This is a genomic window from Corynebacterium sp. LaCa_23, from assembly GCF_058182375.1.
In genome coordinates this window covers 377,110-397,413 of record NZ_CP190825.1, presented here as the reverse complement: position 1 = coordinate 397,413, position 20,304 = coordinate 377,110, and the positions used below count along the sequence as shown (strand labels likewise).

Sequence of the window (20,304 nt, the reverse complement as noted above, 5' to 3'; positions counted from 1 at the left end):
CTTATTAGATTAGTCACATACAACGACTCCATCGTTGGCTTCATATTTATTCGCACTGTTTCCTGCTTAACCGCGCACGGAGAATTTCCCCATGACAAAGTATTTGATCAAAAAGATCTTGGGCTGGTTACTCATGATCTTTTTAGCCACTAACTTGGCTTATTTCTTGGCGGCCTCGTTTTTGGACCCGCGTTCGAACTACACCGAGCGCCGTCCACCACTTTCAGATGAGGAAATCAATAACCTCCTCGAGCCTTATAACCTCAGCCCAGAAACCCCGCTCCTGGAGCGCTGGTGGACTTGGCTGACCAATATCCTCACGAAGTGGGACTGGGGACAATCTCCGGTCGGTGAGATGGTTAACGAAGAGATCAGCTACCGCATCTGGGTATCCGCACAGCTGCTCTTGCTGGCCACCATCCTGTCCATCGTCATCGGTGTGGCCGTTGGTGTATACACCGCCTCCCGCCAGTACAAGACCGGTGACCGCGTGTGGCAGGGAATTTCCATCATTGCAATGAATACCCACGTGGTTGTTGCCTCCATCGCCGTCGTCTGGGCCGCCCTGGAGATCAACGATTTGACCGGCAAGAAGATTTTCTACGTCGTCGGCTCTAAGTCCTTGGGGATCGAGGGATTCTTCCCCAAACTCCTGGACTCCGCGCAGCACCTCGTCTTGCCCACGATTTCCCTGGTGATCATCAGCTACGCCAGCTACCACATGACTCAGCGCACGCTGCTGCTCGATAACCTCGATGCGGATTATGTCCGCACCGCACGTGCAAAGGGACTTACCCGCCAGCAGGCCATCCGCAAGCACGCGCTGCGCACCTCCATCATTCCGGTGGCAACGTCCGTCGCCTTCTCTGTGCCCGGCATCTTCACCGGTGCCGTGATGACGGAGCGCATCTTCGGCTGGAACGGTATGGGCCAGTACTTCATCCAGACCATCAGTAAGAACGACATCAATGGCGCGGTAGCCGTGGCGGCATTCGGTGCCGCAATGACGGCCGTGTCCGCCGTCTTGGCAGACCTCGTTGTTGTCGCCTTGGATCCACGAGTAAGGGTGAGCTAAATGACAAATCCCAAAGAACCAAAGATGTCCAAGAAACAGCCCCGTGGCGAGGTTTCTACGCGCACCGAGGTCGTCTCCGAGGATCCTTTAAGCAATGAGGAAGCCGAGCGCATGGCCACGCTGCCGGAGGTTCCCCGCGGTACTTCCCGGTACAAGCTGTACGTCCGCCGCTTCTTCCGCAACAAGCTGGCCACCGTCGGCGTTTTCATCCTGGGCTTTCTCATCTTCGCCGCCCTTTTTGGCAATTTCTTTGCCCAGTGGGACTACACGGAACCGGACTTCCTCGCCCTGTCTGAGCCGCCGAGCCCCGAGCACTGGTTCGGTACCAACGATTCCGGCAATGACCTTTATGCCCAAACCATCCACGGTCTTGGCAGGTCCCTGACCATCGCCATCGTGGTGTCCTTTGCCACGTTAGTCATCTCCGCATTCATCGGCTGTGCCGCAGCCCTGTGGGGCGGAATCGCGGAAAAGGCCGTCCTCGCCGTTATCCACTTCCTGCTGTCCATCCCGACCTTCCTGCTCATCGCCCTCGTGGTGGCAGACTCCGGCGGTGACTGGAAGCTTTTGATGGTCGTCCTTATCGCCTTCGGCTGGATGTACCAGGCCCGTGTGATTTGGTCCTTGGCCCTTACCGTCCGCGAGCAAGACTATGTCCGCGCCGCAAGCTACATGGGCGTATCCAAGATGCGCACCATCATCCGCCACGTCATTCCCAATATTGGTTCGCTGCTTATCATCCAGTTCGTCTTCGGCGTGGTGGGCACCGTGGGCTCTGAGACCGCCCTGTCCTTCCTGGGCTTGGGCGTGAAGCTTCCCGATGTCTCCCTCGGTACCTTGCTGCAGGGCGGCACCGCCTCCCTGCAATCCGCCCCATGGCAGTTCTACTTCCCCGCCGCTACCTTGACGCTGCTGACCGTCTCCATGGCATTTATTGGCGATGGTCTGCGCGACGCACTCGATCCCAACTCCAATTCCGGAGGTAAACTATGACTTCGCCTATCTTGTCCGTCAATGACTTACGCGTCAGCTTCCCTTCTGAAGCAGGTACCGTCTCTGCGGTGCGCGGTGTCAGCTTTGACCTACACCCCGGCCGCACCCTGGGCATCGTCGGCGAATCCGGCTCCGGTAAGTCCGTAACCTCCATGTCCATCATGGGCCTGCTGCCGGAATACGCCAAGGTTGAAGGCTCCGTAAAATTCGATGGCCGCGAGCTCCTCGGGCTTTCTGATAAGGAAATGTCAGGCATCCGCGGCAATGGCATCGGCATGATCTTCCAGGATCCGCTCTCCGCGCTGACCCCGGTCTTCGATATTGGTTCGCAGCTGGTGGAGGCTATCCAGGCGCACCAGGACATCGGCAAGAAAGAAGCGCTGAAGCAAGCCACCGAGCTCTTAGATCTGGTGGGCATTCCCGAGCCACACCTGCGCCTGAAGTCCTTCCCGCACGAGTTTTCCGGCGGTATGCGCCAGCGCGTGGTCATCGCCATTGCGATTGCGAATAACCCGCGCGTACTCATTGCCGATGAGCCGACGACGGCCCTCGACGTCACCATCCAGGCCCAGATCCTGGACGTCATCCGGCTGGCCCAGCGCGAAACCGGCGCCGCCACCATCATGATCACCCACGATATGGGTGTGGTGGCAGAAACCGCCGATGACGTCATGGTCATGTACGCCGGCCAGCCGGTAGAACACGGCGATGTCGATACCATCTTCTCCAACCCGCGCATGCCCTATACCGTGGGCCTGCTTGGTTCCACCCCGCGCCCCGATGCCTCGGCCTCGGAGCCCCTCACCCCCATCGAGGGCAACCCGCCGGTCTTGGTGGATCTAAAGGATCGTTGCCAATTCGCCCCGCGCTGCCCCGTCGCGCAAGAGGCTTGCCTTTCCGGCGAGCCGGAGCTGATTCCGCTAAAGGACGAATCCACCTCCCACCGCAGCGCCTGCCTGCGCGCGCCGGAGATCCACGACCGCAAGATCGACGGTGAGCTGATGTTCAAGCCACCGCTGCTTTCCGATGACGTCTTGGCCGACGTTCCCCGCGAGGATCGCAAGACCACCCTCGCCGTAAATGACCTGCGCAAGCAGTTCCCGCTTACCAAGGGCGCGTTGATTAAGCGCAAGGTGGGCACCGTCAAGGCCGTGGACGGCATCACCTTCGATATCCGCGAAGGCGAGTGCCTGGCCATCGTCGGCGAGTCCGGCTGCGGTAAGACCACCACCCTGCTGGAGATCATGGACTTGGACCCAGAAAACGGTGCCGTGGTCCTCAATGGCAAGGACGCCAATGGCATGAGCGGCTCCGAGCGCCGCGAGGCCCGCAAAGACATCCAGATCGTCTTCCAGGATCCGATGAGCTCACTCAACCCCCGCCTGACCGTGCGCGAGGTCATCGCGGAACCCCTCAACTCGCTTGGCTACGACGGCGATGTCGATGCCCGCGTGAACGAACTCATGGGCCTAGTCGGCCTCGACTCTTCGCAGCTGGACCGCTTCCCTAGCCACTTCTCCGGCGGCCAACGCCAGCGCATCGGTCTGGCCCGCGCCCTGGCCACGCGCCCTTCGGTGCTCGTGCTCGATGAGCCCGTCTCCGCTTTGGACGTATCCATCCAGGCGGGCGTCATTAACCTGCTCGAGGACCTGAAACGAAAGCTGGGCCTGTCCTATCTCTTCGTTGCCCACGACCTTTCCGTAGTGCGCCACCTTTCGGACCGCGTTGCGGTCATGTACAAGGGCAAGTTTGTTGAGTCCGGTTCAACGGATGAGATTTTCGATAACCCCCAAGACGACTACACCAAGAAACTTCTGGATGCCATCCCGAATCCAGATCCCAAGGTTGCCCGCGCACGCAGGGAAAAATCCCGGGCCTAGCTACCCCCTAGCCCCGCATCCTTTTCCCAAAGTGATTGCGGACACAAATTTGAATATTGTATAGTTATTCACACAGTTGGCTTTTGTGGTTACGTAACTCTCCGTTTATGCCAACTTCGTCTTCATCTCACGCAAGGAGTAATCCCCATGAAAAAGTTCGGTCGCTTCCGCATAGCAACGGTTGCTACTCTTTCCGCCACCGCGCTCGCACTCACCGCCTGCTCGAGTTCTGACGGTGGCGACGGCAACGGTTCTTCCAACAAGGCTGTTGGCGGGCTCGAAATCGACGTCAAGCCCACCGGTGACTACAACGAAAAAGAACGCGATGAGATCAAGGACGGCGGCGAGCTCACCCTCGCCCTCGGCGAGCTGACTGAGCAGCAAAACAACTTCCACGCCAACATGACCGTGGATACCGGCACCGTGTGGAGCTGGTACAACCCGCAGATGGCGCTTTATGACGGCGAGGGTCACTACACCCCGAACCCTGCGTACCTGGATTCGGTAGATGAGTCCACTGAGGGCGATAAGACCGTCGTGACCTACGACATCAATGATGACGCAACCTTCAACGATGGCACCCCCATTGACTGGACCGCTATCGAGAACACCTGGCGCTTCAACAACGGCAAGGACATGGACGTCCAGGTCAACTCCACAGACGGTTACGAGCTCATCGAATCCGTGGAAAAGGGTGAGAACGACAAGGAAGCCGTCGTCACCTTCGAAGGTCCATACCCATGGTGGCAGGGACTTTTCAACGACATCCTGCACCCAGCAATTGATACCGCCGAGAAGTTTGACCAAGAGTACTTGGGCAAGCTCAACCCACAATACGGCGCGGGCCCATTCAAGGTTGACAACGCCGACTTCCGCGGCGGCACCGTGTCCTTCGTACCTAACGAAAAGTGGTGGGGCGATGAGCCGAAGCTGGACAAGGTCAGCTACCGCGTGATGGAGTCCCAGGCAACCATCAACGCTTTCCAGGCTGGCGAAATCGACGCGGCCGGTGTGGGAAGTAAGAATAACCTCACCATCGCCGCAGATATGGGCGATTCCATCGATGTCCGCGCAGCTACCCGCCCGGCCAGCGTCCTGTTCACCTTGAACTCCAAGGCCCCACAGCTGGCTGATAAGGATGTTCGCCACGCAGTATTTGCAGCCATCGACCGCGACCAGCTCGCAGAAATCCGCTACAACGGCCTTGGCTATGAAGAGGAAATGCCTGGCTCCTTGACTCTCTACCCAACCCAGGAAGACTACAAGGACAACCTCTCTGAGGTTCTCGAGTACGACGTTGAAGAGGCAAAGAGCCTACTGGAAGACGCCGGCTACTCTGAGGGCGATGATGGCTACTACGCCAAGGACGGCGACAAGCTGTCTCTGCGATACGTGCTTATCGGCGATGATGAGGTCTCCAAGTCCACCGCTACCGCGGTCCAGAAGATGCTCAAGGACGCCGGAATCGAGCTGAAGATTGAAGAGCGCCCAAGCTCTGACTTCTCCAAAATCACCAGCGAGCGCGACTTCGACCTTTTGCTCTCCGGCTTCGCTGCATCTGACCCATTCGGCCCAGCATACTTCGGCCAGACCTACGCGAGCGACTCCACCCTCAACAAGTCCTCGACCGGTAGCGAGGAATTCGATAAGAAGATCGAGGAAATGCAGAAGCTACCAACCCGCGAGGAGCAGATCGAGCGCATCAACGAGCTTGAGTCCGAGGCCTTCGCTGAGTACGGACTGCTTCCATACGCCAACGGTCCAGTGATGGTCGGCCAGAAGAAGGGCCTCGCCAACATGGGTGCCCTCGGATTCGCTATCATTCCTAAGGAAAACATCGGCTGGGAGAAGTAGTACCTACCTCCCTTAACGAGTAAAGGCCTTCCACCACCTGCTAGCAGGTGTGGGAGGCCTTCCTTCGTCTCTGAGTGTGTTTGGCCCCGGTATCCCAATCCAGGCCCAACTCAAAGGCAATAGCCTCGCTCCTCCGTGCGTGCGAGCGGGACAACATCGCGCCGCCGGACCATTAGGCGTTAGCGCAGTCCGTACGCCAGCTTAAGAGCCCCACGACCCCGGATTACCCTTAGAACCATCCTTAAGCGCCTCCTGCCGAAGGGTGCCAGCCAAGCCGTTGGCCCAAGCGCCTAGGAACCTCTGAGATAGCCTCTACCCTGGCATAACCATATCGCTGCCTTCAGGCCTCCAACAGCGATACTATGCCTCCGGCTGGCTCTACAGTTACCACGGAGTGCAGCAGACAGCCGCTAATGCACCGGCAGCCGGTGGACGAAGACCTTTCCAATTCAAGGCGTGTAGGAATCAAAAAAGTCCGCCACACCGGCATGCGGTGCAGCGGACTCTTAAAGCTCTACTGAGCGGTTACGAAGCCTCGATTAGTCGAGAACCTTGGTAACGCGGCCAGCGCCGACGGTGCGGGAGCCCTCGCGGATAGCGAAGCGCAGACCCTCGTCCATAGCAACAGGCTGGATGAGCTCAACGGACATCTCAACGTTGTCGCCAGGCATAACCATCTCGGTGCCCTCAGGCAGGTTCACAACACCGGTAACGTCGGTGGTGCGGAAGTAGAACTGAGGACGGTAGTTGTTCATGAACGGGGTGTGGCGGCCGCCCTCTTCCTTCTTCAGGACGTAGACGGAACCCTCGAACTTGGTGTGAGGGGTGTAAGCGCCCGGCTTGATAACAACCTGACCACGCTCAACGTCCTCACGCTTGGTACCACGCAGAAGCAGACCACAGTTGTCGCCAGCCTCGGTGTAGTCCATCATCTTGCGGAACATCTCGATACCGGTAACGGTGGTGTTCTGGGACTTCTCCTGGATACCGATGATCTCAACGTCCTCGTTGACGTTCAGACGACCACGCTCAACACGGCCGGTAACAACGGTACCGCGGCCGGTAATGGTGAAGATGTCCTCGATAGGCATCAAGAACGGCTGATCGGTAGCGCGCTCCGGATCAGGGATGGAGTTGTCGCAGGCATCCATCAGGTCAACGATGGACTGTACCCACTTCTCGTCACCCTCGAGTGCCTTCAGAGCGGAGATGTGAACGATAGGAGCTTCCTCATCGTAGTCCTGCTCTGCGAGCAGCTCGGAGATCTCCATCTCCACGAGCTCGATGATTTCCTCATCATCAACCATGTCGCACTTGTTCAGTGCAACGAGGATGTAAGGAACGCCAACCTGGCGAGCAAGCAGAACGTGCTCGCGGGTCTGCGGCATCGGGCCATCGGTTGCAGCAACAACCAGGATAGCGCCGTCCATCTGAGCCGCGCCGGTAATCATGTTCTTGATGTAGTCGGCGTGGCCCGGGGCGTCAACGTGTGCGTAGTGACGCTTCGGGGTGGAGTACTCCACGTGGGAGATGTTAATGGTAATACCGCGCTCCTTCTCCTCAGGAGCCTTGTCGATCATGTCGAACGCGAATGCCTGGTTCTCCTCAGGGTACTGGTCAGCCAGAACCTTGGTGATCGCTGCGGTGGTGGTGGTCTTGCCGTGGTCGACGTGTCCGATGGTGCCGATGTTCACATGCGGCTTCGTACGCTCGAACTTCTCCTTTGCCACTGTATGTCCTCCTGGACTATATGGTGGCTACGACCTTCGCAGCCACGTGGTTGACAGTTGTCATTGGCACCTGACCCAATATCTGGGACAAAGCGCTAATGACGCTTTCTTTACGTGCCAGTTACACGATCCTAGATTTATCCCGCGGTTTTTTCAAACCGCCATTATAGGAGGTAACCCCGCGAATCTTCGCGGCCATTTCCCTCAACAAGAGTCTCAAATAAAGGATCCTGGGAGGGTAACGGCCGGCTCAATTCACAACCACTGGTTTTAGCTGCAAACTCAGCCCGCCGCTACCCTGGCCCAGTTGCCACATTTAGCGGTGAGGCTGGCATCTACTGGCAGAGACTACCAGCCCTTAGCCACCGCTGAACGGGCGGGGCGTCGCTATTAGTTAGCGCCGCCGGTGCGCTCTTCGATGATCTCCTGAGCCACGGAGGAAGGGACCTCAGCGTAGGAGTCGAAGACCATGGTGAAGTTAGCGCGGCCTGCGGTGGAAGAACGCAGGTCACCGATGTAGCCGAACATTTCAGACAGCGGAACCTTGGCCTTGACGACCTTGGCGCCAGAGCGGTCTTCCATGGCGAAGACCTGGCCACGACGGGAGGAGATGTCACCGTTAACGGTACCCATGTACTCCTCAGGGGTAACAACCTCAACGGCCATCATTGGCTCCAGCAGAACCGGCTTTGCCTTGGCCATAGCTTCCTTGAATACCTGGGAGCCGGCCAGCTTGAAGGCCATCTCAGAGGAGTCAACGTCGTGGTAAGCGCCGTCTTCCAGCGTTGCCTTGATGTTGACCATCGGGAAGCCAGCCAGGTAGCCGTACTGCATTGCGTCCTGGATACCAGCATCGACGGAAGGGATGTATTCCTTCGGCACGCGGCCACCGGTCACGGCGTTCTCGAAAGCGTAGGTTGCGGACTCGCCCTCTTCCAAGGTCTCTGGGTCCGGGTTGTACGGCTCGATGGTGCAGATAACCTTTGCGAACTGACCGGAACCACCAGTCTGCTTCTTGTGGGTGTAGTCGATGGACTCCACCTTGCGGCGAATGGTCTCGCGGTAAGCAACCTGTGGGTTACCGATGTTTGCCTCGACCTTGAACTCGCGCTTCATGCGGTCAACCAGCACGTCGAGGTGGAGCTCGCCCATACCGCCGATGACGGTCTGGCCAGTCTCATCATCCAGCTCAACGGTGAAGGTTGGGTCCTCGGCAGCGAGCTTCTGGATGGCGTTACCCAGCTTCTCCTGGTCGGCCTTGGTCTTCGGCTCGATGGAGACCTTGATAACCGGGTCCGGGAAGTCCATGGACTCAAGAATGATCTGGTCATTCTTGTCACACAGGGTGTCACCGGTGGTGGTTTCCTTCAGACCAACAACGGCGTAGATGTTGCCGGCGTCAGCCTGCTCCACCGGGTTCTCCTTGTTGGCGTGCATCTGGAAGAGCTTACCGATGCGCTCCTTCTTGCCCTTGGTGGAGTTCATGACCTCGGTACCAGGGGTGACCTGGCCGGAGTACACGCGCACGAAGTTGAGCTGACCGAAGAACGGGTGAGCTGCAATCTTGAAGGACAGTGCGGAGAAGGAAGACTCAACGGAAGGCTTACGGGTAAGCTGCTGGTCCTCATCGCCCACAGCGTGGCCGATAACCTCGCCCACGTCCAGCGGGTTAGGCAGGAAGTCCACAACAGCATCCAGCAGTGGCTGGACACCCTTGTTGCGGTAAGCGGTACCGCAGTAGACCGGGTAAATCTCAGAGTTGATGGTCAGCTTGCGGATGCCGGCCTTCAGCTCGTCGATGGAAAGCTCTTCGCCGCCGAAGTACTTCTCCATGAGTTCTTCATCGGACTCTGCAACGGCCTCAACCAGCTGCTCGCGGTACTGCTCAGCCTTTTCCTTGAGGTCCTCAGGGATCTCCTCGTAGGTTGGCTCTGCACCGGTCTCGACCTTGCCGCGCCAGGTGATAGCCTGCATGTTCAGCAGGTCAACAACGCCGTCGAAGTCATCCTCAGCGCCGATAGGCAGCTGCATAACGAGCGGCTTAGCGCCCAGGCGCTCAACGATGGTGTCAACGGTGTAGTAGAAGTCTGCGCCCAGCTTGTCCATCTTGTTGACGAAGCAGATACGCGGAACGTCGTACTTAGCAGCCTGGCGCCACACCTGCTCGGACTGTGGCTCCACACCTTCCTTACCGTCGAAGACGGCGACGGCGCCATCGAGGACACGCAGGGAGCGCTCAACCTCAACGGTGAAGTCAACGTGACCCGGGGTGTCAATGATGTTGATCTGGTTGTTGTTCCAGAAACAGGTCACGGCAGCCGAGGTAATGGTGATGCCGCGTTCCTTTTCCTGTGCCATCCAGTCAGTGGTGGATGCACCGTCGTGGGTCTCGCCCACCTTACGGTTGATACCGGTGTAGAAGAGAATACGCTCGGTGGTGGTCGTCTTACCAGCATCGATGTGGGCCATGATGCCAATGTTGCGGACCTTGTTCAGATCCTTGAGCACTTCTTGTGCCACGTTTATACCCCAACTTAATAGTCGTCGACGCCGTGACCAGAAACCTGGCTAAGACGCCTGCATGGATAAGTTCTTGAAAAGTTTGCCATTGTGTGGCCGTGCTAGGTGCCCAGCGGCTCCTAGACTTCCATCGCTTCAGTGTACTGGACACAAAGCGAATGCGCTGGACTAGCCCAGCTGTGCTGGACTAAATCACACCCTGTGCCACCAAAATGGCCCAAGCAAGAGATATGAAGTTTTGTGTCGCCGCCGGGGAACCCGGAAATCAGCGCGAAACTCGTTTCTCGTTGCTTAGGCCATTGATGAAGGTGCTGAAAAATTACCAGCGGTAGTGAGCGAAGGCGCGGTTAGCCTCAGCCATCTTGTGGGTATCCTCACGACGCTTCACGGAAGCACCGAGGCCGTTGGAGGCATCCAGGATCTCGTTGGCGAGACGCTCGATCATGGAGTTCTCGCGGCGCTGACGGGTGAAGGTCACCATCCAGCGCAGTGCCAAGGTGTTGGCGCGGTCCGGACGGACCTCAACCGGCACCTGGTAGGTAGCGCCACCCACGCGGCGGGAGCGAACCTCGAGGTCCGGACGGATGTTGCCCAGCGCCTTTTCCAGGGTGCCAACCGGGTCGGTGCCGGTCTTCTCGCGGCAAGCCTCAAGCGCGCCGTAGACGATGCGCTCTGCGGTGGACTTCTTGCCGTCCTGGAGGATCTTGTTGACGAGCATGCTTACCTGCTCGGAGTTGTATACCGGGTCCTTTACTACAGGACGCTTCGGAGCAGCATTCTTACGCATTGTTTATTACTGTCCCTTCTTTGCGCCGTAACGGGAACGAGCCTGCTTACGGTCCTTGACGCCCTGGGCATCCAGGGAGCCACGGATGATCTTGTAACGAACACCTGGAAGGTCCTTCACACGGCCGCCGCGAACGAGGACCATGGAGTGCTCCTGCAGGTTGTGGCCCTCACCTGGGATGTAGGCCGAAACCTCGATGCCGCTGGTAAGGCGCACACGAGCAACCTTACGAAGAGCGGAGTTCGGCTTCTTCGGGGTGGTGGTGTACACGCGGGTGCACACGCCACGACGCTGCGGGGAACCCTTCAGCGCAGCGGTAGAGACCTCTTTGCGCTTGGTCTGGCGGCCCTTGCGGACCAGCTGTTGAATAGTTGGCATTAAACAGTCTTTCTGTCGAATTGCACCACTTCTCAAGAAGGGAACCAAACATGCAAAAATAGGCGCTCTTTCCCGGGGCGCTTCCGCATGTCCAGAACTCTTCCCAAGGCGGGCGCCTTGTTAAGGATCAGACTTTTCACCATGTTCTTTGCGCGCCATATTCACACAGGGTGCGCAGTACATAGTGAACTAGAGATAAGACTAGCAAAGCCAGCGCTATGAATACAAAACAGGAAATGCATCCTGCCGGCGGTTTGGGTGGGCTACTCCCACTCCCACGTCAGGTCCGGCTCTGCGGCCTTATCAGAAAAGTAGGATTTCTCCTGCTCTTCCCAGGTGCTAAACCATTTCTCATAGGCCGGCTCGCGCGCAATCGCGCGCTCATAGCGCTGCTCGCGGGGGCCATCGATGCGCACGGTTACTACCGCGCCGCGCTTTTTCGCGGCTGCGATATTGTCCGCGGTCACGGAGCCAACGCCCTCGACGATGAGATCATCGCGCACGTCGAGGCTAGCCCAGTCTCCGGGGCAATTGGCTTCCCAATCCCAGCGCCAATAGCCGGGGTTCATGGTGCGCAAGACCTGCTCGCCCACCATCTCGGAGCCCTTCTCTAAGCCATGCCAACCGGGATAGAATTCATCGAGGTGAACCACGCGCCAATTGGTGCGATCTGCCAAGGCTGCGGAGGTCCAGGTTTTGCCGGAGCCAGAGGGGCCATCGATAAGCACCGTGATGGGTTTAAACGCACGCTTTCGCGAGGCTGCTAGCTTAACGATGTCCTCCAAGAGGCGCTCTTGTTCGGCATCAATGTCCATAGTGCTTGAATCACTGCTTTCGCGGATTAAAGGCCAAAGAATCTCCAGGCCCCAGTAAGTACCGAAGTTACCACCGGTACACAAGCAAGGGCGAGGCCGCAGGCCATCACCCACCCATCGCGGGCGTGCAACCTGGATTCTCGGGCCCAGGTCCGCTCCCCTCCTCCGGGTGGGGTGCGCCCAAATCCGCGCGCTTCCATCGCCGTCGCAAGCTTGCCGCCGCGGCGCAGGGCAATGACCAATAGGCCAAAGGACATCGTAAGCAAGTGCTTGAATCGACCTTCATCCGTAAGCCCGCGGGCCCTGCGCGCCATGCCGAGCGATTGCCAATCGGATTTCAGCAGCGTCATCATGCGCACGCCGGCCACAGCACCAATGACGAAGCGGGAGGGAAGGCGGAGGATCTGCGAGAGGGCATCGCCAAGCTCGGTGGGATCGATATCGCGCGCGAGCACCACCGTCGGTAGGGCGACCGCGAGCACACGCAGCGTGATCGCGATGGCCAGGGTGAGCGAATTTTCCGTCACCGTAATAAGCCACCAACTGAAGTACTCCTCTCCCCCGGGCGCGCCATAGAGCAGCATGGAAATGCCCGAAAGCGGAGCGATGAGGAATAAGAACCAGCCGGTCTTCCACAACCGCAACCAGGAGACACCGCACAGCGGTGCCAAAATGAGCGTTAGGCTTAGCGATAGCGCCGCCGATACCCAGTCGATGGAGGCAAGCAGCGGCGTGACCCAGACAAACATCAAGAAGATGCGGGTCAGCGGGTTTACATTGCGCAAGAGATTAGGCACCGCGCACCTCCACCTGGTGGTCACCCAAGGCCTCTATAAACAGCGGATCATGGGTAATGGAGGCAATGGTGGTGCCGTCATCGGCCAATTGGCGCAACAGGCCCACCAATTCCACAAAGGTGCCGGGATCCTGGCCAAAGGTCGGCTCGTCCAAAAGCAGCACCTCCGGCGCGGTCACCAGCGCCGTTGCTACAGAAAGCCGGCGCTTTTCGCCGCCGGATAGCGTAAACGGGTTGGCCTTGAGCAAGTGCCCCAAGCGCAGCGATTCCACCAGCTGCGCGATGCGTTTCTCTGGGGGATCAACGCGCATGACCTTGGGCGCGACCCGCAATTCCTCTTCCACGGTGCGGGCGACAAATTGGTGTTCTGGATTTTGGAAGACGAAACCAATGTGGTCAGCCAACTCGCGGGATTTCCACCGGGAAGGCGGGCCCTTCACGCCGCGGCGGATGAAGTCAGCGACCCCGATTTCCCCGGATTCAGCTGGCAATAGGCCCGCCATCGTCATCAGCCACGTGGATTTACCTACGCCATTGCGGCCGGTGATCACTGTCGAGGCCCCCGCTGGCAGGGAGATAGACCGCGGCGGCCCATAGCGAGTCACCAAATCCTCGCTCCACAGCGCGGCGTTGGACTCATCGAGGGCATCGCTCGTCAGCGACCGCGCCTGCGGTAGGCCGGTGACCTGGCGCTTGCGAGCGGCATCGGCAAAGGGGCCATCGGAAATGATGCGTCCATCCCACAGCTCTACTGCGCGGTCCAACACGCCTTCCCACGCCGCATGTTGATGCTCGACTACCACCAAGGTGGCACCCGTGTGCTCTACCAGCTTGCCGACGGCCCGCACCACATCCCCCGCCCCTTCCGGATCCAGGTTGGCGGTGGGCTCGTCCAATAGAACCACGCCCGCGCCCATGGCGATGACCCCGGCCAGTGCCAGGCGTTGCTTCTGCCCGCCGGAGAGGTGCTCGGTGGGAAAATCCAGGTCCACATATGGGCCTACCAACTCTTGGGCTTGGCGCACCCTGCGCCAGATCTCCTCGCGCGGATATGCCAGGTTCTCGCAGCCAAAGGCGATATCATCGCCCACGCGCGCGGAGATAACTTGCGAATCCGGATCCTGCAGGACCAAACCCACCGGAATGGTCCGGCCCGGTTCTTCGACCGTGCCCGCAGAGTCCTCCAAGGTGATGGTGCCGGTGCGCGTGCCTTCTTCATCGGAGCCCAAGACGCCGGCGATCGCCGCCAAAAGCGTGGATTTGCCGGAACCGGAGTCCCCGCACAGCAAGACCTTCTCACCGGGTTCGATGACAAGGTCTATGTCCTGCAGCGCCGGTTGCGAACGCCCAGCGTGGGTCCACCCGTAACCGCGGGCCGCGATTTTTGTGGCATTTCCTGCTAAGCGTGAAAAATCAGTCACGGCAGTCTAGACCCTAAGCGCGCTGTTCGCGGCCTACCGCAAAGCGGTCAAGGGCACCGGTCTTTGCCAATGCCTTCACCAGGTAGAAGCCCAGGGCGCCCGCCAAGATAGCACCGGAGATGGTCAGGGTGACCAAGTAAATCATATTGAACTCGAAGGACTTCGCGAGGTTACCGGAGATAAACAGCTCCAGGACGAAAGCGCCCCAGCCTGCTGCCATACCGGCTAGGATGGTCACGCCAAGGTTGAACTGGCGGTACATGAAGATGGCGAAGATGATCTCCACACCGATACCCTGTGCCAGGCCCGAGTACAGGGTGCTAATACCCCATTGGGAACCCAAGACGGCCGACACCGTGGCGGCAAGGACCTCCACGTAGACTGCCGCACCCGGCTTGCGGATGACCAATCCACCCAGGATGCCGCCCAACAGCCAAATGCCCGTGGCCAAACCGCCAAGGCCCGGCGTGAGCGCATCCATGGCCTCATACCAGGCATAGCCCACGGCATTCCAGCCCAAGAATACGAAGCCACAGGCAACACCCAAGACGGATGCCACCACGATATCCACCACGCGCCAGTTCAGATTGCGCTTTGGTGCTGCGGACGCAGCTGCATTAGTAGTCATTATTTCCTCCCTCTCGCCGGAATTACCCGGATCAGGTTCAACGGTTCACCGCGTCATATCGCAGTATCTCAGCCTTCATTTCTGTGCCTGTGCGGCCTGTGCGCCCGCGGGCCCACAGATTCTGAAAGCTCCCGTGTATTGCTTTAAATCAAGTAGTCCAAGGCCCACATTTTTACTTATCTGGGCCACAGGCTTTACTCATACTAGCAGGCACGCATACGGGTCCTCACAACCAATTCGGCGGCCGAGTTGGGCTCCCAGTAACGGGAAGCCTATACACAATCCATCAGACGCTCTCAAAACGAAAGGACCCCGTCCGATGCTTCGGTTTGTAACCGGTGTTCGAACGTGGCCCTTCCTACTGGAGTGAATTAAGATCCTAGGTGGCTATATCACTCTCTCCATTCCGAGAATAGACCAAAAAGCACACTATGACAAGATCACCTAATCCGCGATGCCGAGGAAGACGAAGCAATGCACGGATCCAGACATGAACAGCATGTACTACAGACGTTGGGAGAACAGCGCACTGAAAAATATTTAACCCAAATGGGAAATCATGCTGGTCGAGCCCTCACGCTTTATAGGTGGGACCTTCAACTATCTGCGGCGCTTTGGAACTTATTATCCGTTTTTGAGATTGTCCTCAGAAACAAGATTTGCAAAGCGATCGATGAATGGAGCGATGAGCAGGAGCCTCAAAGCAATAAAAATTGGATTGAACATCCCACTTGCAATGTATCCTTCCCTCTCTCCAAAGTCAGCCAACAAATTGCAAACAGAGCCCTAGGAAAAGCCAGGAATGCTAAAGGGATTCGCGACAACGGAACTGGGCTCGTCGAAGGAACTCATCCGCGAAAAGGTCAACCCATTAACCGTGATGACATTATTGCCCAAGTCACCTTAACTCAATGGAAGGAAGCTTTCTTCTACCGAGAACCGACAATTCGCCCCGATGGCACCCGCAAGTATTACCCTAACGAGACCACCTATACGAATCTCAAGTCCGTGTACAAAGAGATAACTAGCCGGGCGCTGTCATCGGGTCCTAAGACTATTTCCCCTGATCGAGCCAGTTTTATCATGCATCACGCCGTTTTGCTTAGAAATAGAATTAGCCACCAAGAGTCACTGATCGATATCGATTGCAGCATCTACCGGAAGGAAATTTTTGAATTACTTAATTGCTTGGATCCTAGCGTTCTTCAATATTTTTCGGCGAGCGATCCCCTTCCGGCAATTCTGAAAAACGATCCTCGTTCAAAGTGACGTTAAATTGTATCCCAATTCAAAGCCCATATTTGAAAATTAAAATATTTATAGGCCATCTGCGTTAATAGAGAAATATCCTGAAAGAGCCCCCGCTTACCGTGTGCACGGAAGCGGGGGCTCTGACTGGACGCGGTGCCGAGGGGCACGCGCTCTAGGACTTAGAAGGTGAAGTCCTCATCCAGCGGAACGGAAGCGCCGGTGAATTCACCGAAGCCGTCATCACCGTAGATGGAATCGCCGTAAGTCGGAATCGAGTAAGCGGCGTTGCGCGCAGCCTCGGTCGGCTTGACGGAGATATTGCGGTAACGGGAGATACCGGTACCGGCCGGGATCAGCTTACCGATGATGACGTTTTCCTTGAGGCCGATGAGCTTATCGGAGCGCTTGTTAATAGCGGCATCGGTAAGCACACGCGTGGTCTCCTGGAACGAAGCTGCGGACAGCCAAGACTCGGTAGCCAAGGAGGCCTTGGTAATACCCATGATCTCCGAGCGCAGCTGCGCCGGCTCGCCGCCTTCTGCAACCTGTGCAGCGTTCATTTGCTTGGCCTCAGAAAGGTCGATCAGGTTGCCCGGCAGCAGCTCCGTGGTACCGGCGTCGATGACGGTACCGCGGCGCAGCATCTGGCGGATGATGATCTCGATGTGCTTGTCGTGGATGGCCACACCCTGGGTGCGGTACACGGCCTGCACCTCGTTGATGAGGTGCTGCTCCACGCCGCGACGGCCCAGAACCTCGAGCACGTCGTGCGGGTCAGCCGCACCACGCATCAAGCGGTCACCGGTCTCAACGTGGTCGCCGTCCTTCAAGGAACGCTCGATCATCGCATCCGGGTTGGACTCCATCGGGCGACGCACCTGGGCCAGGCCCTGGCGCTTGGAGAGCTTCTCGTAAACCACGTCATCAGAACCGTCATCCGGGGTGATGGTCATGGTCCAGAAGTTGCCCTCATCGGACAGGGACACGGTGCCGTCCACGGAAGCAATCGGTGCGCGGTTCTTCGGGTTACGGGCCTCGAAGAGCTCCTGCACACGCGGCAGACCACCGGTAATGTCGCCACCGACACCACCCTGGTGGAAGGTACGCATGGTCAGCTGGGTACCAGGCTCACCAATGGACTGTGCAGCCACGATGCCGACGGCCTCGCCGATGTCGACCAATTGGCCGGACGCCATGGACTTGCCGTAGCACTTCGCACAGACACCGGCCGGGGTCTGGCAGGTCAGCACGGAGCGGACCTTGACGTCGGTGACCTTGGCATCGAGAAGCTTCTGCGTGAGCTCCTCGGTCAGGTCTGCACCGGCCTCTGCAACGACCTCGCCGTTCTCGTCCTTGACGTCCGTAGCAAGCACGCGACCGGAAGCGGAGGTCTCCCACAGCTCGGAGAGGACGACCTTGTCGCCGGAGACCTCGCCGATAGGAACGCGCACGCCCTGGCGGGTGCCACAGTCCTCTTCGCGGACGATGACGTCCTGGGCGACGTCCACCAGACGGCGGGTGAGGTAACCGGAGTCAGCGGTACGCAGTGCGGTATCGGCCAGACCCTTACGGGAACCGTGGGAGTTGTTGAAGTACTCCAGCACGGACAGGCCTTCGCGGAAGGAGGTCTTAATCGGACGGGTGATGTAATCACCGTGCGAGTTCACAACCATGCCCTTCATACCGGCCAGCGTCCAGATCTGACGCATGTTACCGGCAGCACCCGACTTCACAATCATCGGAATTGGGTTGTAATCCGGGTAGATGCTCTCGACAGCCTCACCGACGGTATCGGTAGCGTCCTTCCACAGCTCCACCAGGCGGTCATAACGCTCGCGCTCCGTAAGCGCACCCTGCTCCCAGTACTTACGCTCGATGCGCTCTGCTTCCTTCTCATAAGATTCGAGGATCTCGGTCTTATTCGGCAGCACCAGCACGTCAGACATCGTAATGGTCACACCGGAGCGGGTTGCCCAGTAGAAGCCGGCGTCCTTCATGTTGTCCAGAACCTGAGCCACGGTGATCATTGGGTACTTGGTGGCCAAGTCATTGACCACGTCACCAATGAGGACCTTGCCGTCGGTGCCGCCGCCCTTGCGGACCATGATGCCCTCAAGGTACGGGTAGTTCCACGGCAGCAGCTCGTTGAACATGATCCGGCCGATGGTGGTATAGCCCAACCATGCCTGGCCCTTGGACCAGCCATCGGGGAAGAGCTCTGCCTCGATGTCCTCTGGTGGGCGCAGGTGATCGATGCGGACCTTGATCGGTGCCTGCAGGCCAACCGTGCCGCGGTCGTAGGCCATGAGGGCCTCGGCGTAGGACGAATACACGCCGGTTGCCGGGTAGTCCTCGCCAGCCTCGCGGTAACGACCGTTGCCACCAATCTCGTCCTCTGCCTTGTCCATGGTGAGGTAGTACAGACCGGTCACCATATCCAGACGTGGCATAGCCAGTGGCTTACCGGATGCCGGGGACAGAATGTTGTTGGAAGCCAGCATCAGCACGCGAGCCTCTGCCTGTGCCTCGGCGGATAGCGGCAGGTGAACTGCCATCTGGTCACCGTCGAAGTCGGCGTTGAACGCCTCACAAGCCAGGGGGTGCAGCTGAATAGCCTTACCCTCGACCAGCTTCGGCTCGAAGGCCTGGATACCCAGACGGTGCAGCGTAGGCGCACGGTTGAGCATCACTGGGTGCTCAGAAATGGCCTGCTCCAGCACGTCCCAGACCTCTGGGCGCTGGCGCTCCACCATGCGCTTTGCGGACTTGATGTTCTGGGCGTAGTCATTTTCAACCAAGCGCTTCATGACGAAAGGCTTGAACAGCTCGAGTGCCATCAGCTTCGGCAGACCACACTCGTGCAGCTTCAGCTGCGGGCCGACGATAATAACGGAACGACCGGAGTAGTCCACGCGCTTACCCAGCAGGTTCTGGCGGAAACGGCCCTGCTTGCCCTTGAGCAAGTCAGACAGGGACTTCAACGGGCGGTTGCCCGGGCCGGTAACCGGACGGCCACGGCGGCCGTTATCGAAGAGCGCGTCCACAGACTCCTGCAGCATGCGCTTCTCGTTATTCACGATGATCTCTGGTGCGCCCAGGTCGATCATGCGCTTCAGGCGGTTATTGCGGTTGATAACGCGGCGGTACAGGTCATTCAGGTCCGAGGTGGCGAAGCGGCCACCGTCGAGCTGCACCATCGGGCGCAACTCAGGCGGAATAACCGGAATAGCGTCCAGCACCATGCCTGCCGGGTCGTTGCCGGAGTTAAGGAATGCGGCAACGACCTTGAGGCGCTTAAGCGCGCGCATCTTCTTCTGGCCCTTGCCGTTGTTGATGATCTCGCGCAGCTCCTCAGCCTCTGCCTCGAGGTCGAAATTGCGGACCAAGGTCTGGATGGCTTCTGCACCCATGCCGCCGGTGAAGTAATCCTCGTAGCGGTCAACCAGCTCTTCGTAGATGGTCTCATCGATGACCATCTGCTTCGGAGCAAGCTTCAAGAAGGTGTTCCAGATTTCATCCAGGCGTGCGACTTCCCGCTCGCCGCGCTCGCGGATGTGCTGCATTTCCTTATCAGCAGCGTTTTGTACCTTCTTGCGGGCATCGGCACGCGCACCGGCTGCCTCCAGCTCCGCCAAGTCGGATTCCAGCTTGGAAGCGCGCTCCGCGATCTCGGACTCGGTATCGTCCTCAACGTCCTTCTTTTCCAGCAGCATTTCTGCTTCCAGAGTGGACTGGTCGTTGTGGCGAGCCTCTTCATCAACAGAGGTGATGATGTTCGCTGCGAAGTAGATGATGCGCTCAAGGTCCTTCGGTGCCAGGTCCAGCAGGTAGCCCAAGCGGGAAGGAACGCCCTTGAAGTACCAGATGTGGGTTACCGGAGCGGCCAGCTCGATGTGGCCCATGCGCTCACGACGCACCTTGGACTTGGTGACCTCAACGCCGCAACGCTCACAGATGATGCCCTTGTAGCGGACGCGCTTGTACTTACCACAAGCACACTCCCAGTCACGGGTAGGTCCGAAAATGCGCTCGCAGAACAGGCCGTCCTTTTCCGGCTTTAGCGTGCGGTAGTTAATGGTCTCGGGCTTTTTAACCTCGCCCTTAGACCAGCGACGGATATCGTCAGCAGTGGCCAGACCGATGCGGAGCTCGTCGAAGAGATTTACGTCAAACACG

14 protein-coding genes are annotated in these 20,304 nt (G+C 58.5%); 5 read left to right on the top strand and 9 right to left on the bottom strand.

Features of this window, described 5'->3' with window-relative positions:
- Positions 1 to 91 precede the first annotated feature (91 nt).
- From ACP8IT_RS02005 to ACP8IT_RS01990, 4 genes are all read left to right on the top strand, one after another.
- A complete protein-coding gene (locus ACP8IT_RS02005; RefSeq protein WP_490290304.1) occupies positions 92 to 1,075 on the top strand; it encodes an ABC transporter permease in 984 nt (327 codons plus the stop codon).
- Positions 1,076 to 2,068 (top strand): ABC transporter permease, encoded by a 993-nt coding sequence (locus ACP8IT_RS02000; protein WP_023028275.1) that lies wholly within the window; start codon positions 1,076 to 1,078, stop codon positions 2,066 to 2,068.
- Positions 2,065 to 3,948 carry an ABC transporter ATP-binding protein gene (locus ACP8IT_RS01995; RefSeq protein WP_490290303.1) on the top strand — a complete coding sequence of 628 codons (1,884 nt, stop codon included), beginning with the start codon at positions 2,065 to 2,067 and terminating at the stop codon, positions 3,946 to 3,948. Before ACP8IT_RS02000 ends, ACP8IT_RS01995 begins: the two co-directional genes overlap by 4 nt.
- Positions 3,949 to 4,095: 147 nt before the next feature.
- On the top strand, positions 4,096 to 5,802 hold the full coding sequence (locus ACP8IT_RS01990) for an ABC transporter family substrate-binding protein (protein ID WP_490290302.1): 1,707 nt from the start codon (positions 4,096 to 4,098) through the stop codon (positions 5,800 to 5,802).
- A gap of 539 nt (positions 5,803 to 6,341) precedes the next feature.
- Here the strand turns inward: ACP8IT_RS01990 and tuf are convergent.
- The 8 genes from tuf to ACP8IT_RS01950 form a co-directional block, all read right to left on the bottom strand.
- Positions 6,342 to 7,532: an elongation factor Tu gene (gene tuf / locus ACP8IT_RS01985; protein ID WP_005276884.1), complete on the bottom strand. Its 1,191-nt coding sequence runs from the start codon at positions 7,530 to 7,532 to the stop codon at positions 6,342 to 6,344.
- 390 nt (positions 7,533 to 7,922) lie between these two features.
- Positions 7,923 to 10,052, bottom strand: coding sequence for an elongation factor G (gene fusA, locus ACP8IT_RS01980; protein WP_023016729.1), 2,130 nt, complete (start codon positions 10,050 to 10,052; stop codon positions 7,923 to 7,925).
- A gap of 319 nt (positions 10,053 to 10,371) precedes the next feature.
- A complete protein-coding gene (gene rpsG / locus ACP8IT_RS01975; RefSeq protein WP_005276881.1) occupies positions 10,372 to 10,839 on the bottom strand; it encodes a 30S ribosomal protein S7 in 468 nt (155 codons plus the stop codon).
- Positions 10,840 to 10,845: 6 nt separating this feature from the next.
- A complete protein-coding gene (gene rpsL, locus ACP8IT_RS01970; RefSeq protein ID WP_005276879.1) occupies positions 10,846 to 11,217 on the bottom strand; it encodes a 30S ribosomal protein S12 in 372 nt (123 codons plus the stop codon).
- A 263-nt stretch (positions 11,218 to 11,480) separates the two neighbouring features.
- Entirely contained in the window at positions 11,481 to 12,032 is a 552-nt protein-coding gene (locus tag ACP8IT_RS01965; RefSeq protein WP_284781935.1) for a nucleoside/nucleotide kinase family protein, read from the bottom strand.
- Between the two features lie 26 nt (positions 12,033 to 12,058).
- Positions 12,059 to 12,829 carry an energy-coupling factor transporter transmembrane component T family protein gene (locus tag ACP8IT_RS01960; RefSeq protein ID WP_237800707.1) on the bottom strand — a complete coding sequence of 257 codons (771 nt, stop codon included), beginning with the start codon at positions 12,827 to 12,829 and terminating at the stop codon, positions 12,059 to 12,061.
- Positions 12,822 to 14,249 (bottom strand): ABC transporter ATP-binding protein, encoded by a 1,428-nt coding sequence (locus tag ACP8IT_RS01955; RefSeq protein WP_490290301.1) that lies wholly within the window; start codon positions 14,247 to 14,249, stop codon positions 12,822 to 12,824. Before ACP8IT_RS01955 ends, ACP8IT_RS01960 begins: the two co-directional genes overlap by 8 nt.
- Positions 14,250 to 14,262: 13 nt before the next feature.
- Positions 14,263 to 14,877, bottom strand: coding sequence for an ECF transporter S component (locus ACP8IT_RS01950; protein ID WP_490290300.1), 615 nt, complete (start codon positions 14,875 to 14,877; stop codon positions 14,263 to 14,265).
- 513 nt (positions 14,878 to 15,390) lie between these two features.
- On the opposite strand from ACP8IT_RS01950, the gene ACP8IT_RS01945 reads away from it, so the two are divergent.
- The gene (locus ACP8IT_RS01945; RefSeq protein ID WP_284610061.1) at positions 15,391 to 16,146 is read left to right on the top strand and encodes a hypothetical protein; all 756 of its coding nucleotides are present in this window, start codon (positions 15,391 to 15,393) and stop codon (positions 16,144 to 16,146) included.
- Between the two features lie 161 nt (positions 16,147 to 16,307).
- On the opposite strand, the gene ACP8IT_RS01940 is transcribed toward ACP8IT_RS01945, so the two are convergent.
- Positions 16,308 to 20,303, bottom strand: a complete 3,996-nt coding sequence (locus tag ACP8IT_RS01940) for a DNA-directed RNA polymerase subunit beta' (RefSeq protein WP_237800711.1) — start codon at positions 20,301 to 20,303, stop codon at positions 16,308 to 16,310.
- Position 20,304: the final 1 nt, after the last annotated feature.

Coding starts and splice junctions, on each gene's coding strand:
- rpsL (WP_005276879.1), bottom strand. CDS start 11,217: ATGCCAACTATTCAACAGCTGGTCCGCAAGGGCCGCCAGACCAAGCGC.
- ACP8IT_RS01950 (WP_490290300.1), bottom strand. CDS start 14,877: ATGACTACTAATGCAGCTGCGTCCGCAGCACCAAAGCGCAATCTGAAC.
- ACP8IT_RS02000 (WP_023028275.1), top strand. CDS start 1,076: ATGACAAATCCCAAAGAACCAAAGATGTCCAAGAAACAGCCCCGTGGC.
- ACP8IT_RS01990 (WP_490290302.1), top strand. CDS start 4,096: ATGAAAAAGTTCGGTCGCTTCCGCATAGCAACGGTTGCTACTCTTTCC.
- rpsG (WP_005276881.1), bottom strand. CDS start 10,839: ATGCGTAAGAATGCTGCTCCGAAGCGTCCTGTAGTAAAGGACCCGGTA.
- ACP8IT_RS01995 (WP_490290303.1), top strand. CDS start 2,065: ATGACTTCGCCTATCTTGTCCGTCAATGACTTACGCGTCAGCTTCCCT.
- ACP8IT_RS01965 (WP_284781935.1), bottom strand. CDS start 12,032: ATGGACATTGATGCCGAACAAGAGCGCCTCTTGGAGGACATCGTTAAG.
- ACP8IT_RS02005 (WP_490290304.1), top strand. CDS start 92: ATGACAAAGTATTTGATCAAAAAGATCTTGGGCTGGTTACTCATGATC.